The organism is Lentilactobacillus dabitei (assembly GCF_019061365.1).
GTDB classification, from domain to species: Bacteria; Bacillota; Bacilli; order Lactobacillales; family Lactobacillaceae; genus Lentilactobacillus; species Lentilactobacillus dabitei.
The window spans coordinates 1-249 of record NZ_JAHPPD010000210.1 but is presented as its reverse complement, the minus strand read 5'-3'; the positions used below and the strand labels follow the sequence as shown (position 1 = coordinate 249).

Sequence of the window (249 nt, the reverse complement as noted above, 5' to 3'; positions counted from 1 at the left end):
TAGCTGATTTTACGGAGATGCCATTTTCTGATAATAGTTTCTACATGGTTGTATGGGATCCGCCACATTTAATTCACGCTGGAAAAACATCCTGGTTGGTCAAAAAGTACGGCAAGCTAGATCAGGATAATTGGCAGACTGATTTATCCAAAGGATTCTCTGAATGTATGCGAGTTCTCAAACCACATGGAACGTTAATTTTTAAATGGAATACTTGTCAAATACCTATGAACCAAGTTTTGGAATGTT

The 249-nt window shown here is 37.3% G+C and carries 1 pseudogene; it reads left to right on the top strand.

Features of this window, described 5'->3' with window-relative positions:
- Window positions 1-249, top strand: a pseudogene (locus KTE19_RS13810) (SAM-dependent methyltransferase); the annotation flags it as partial.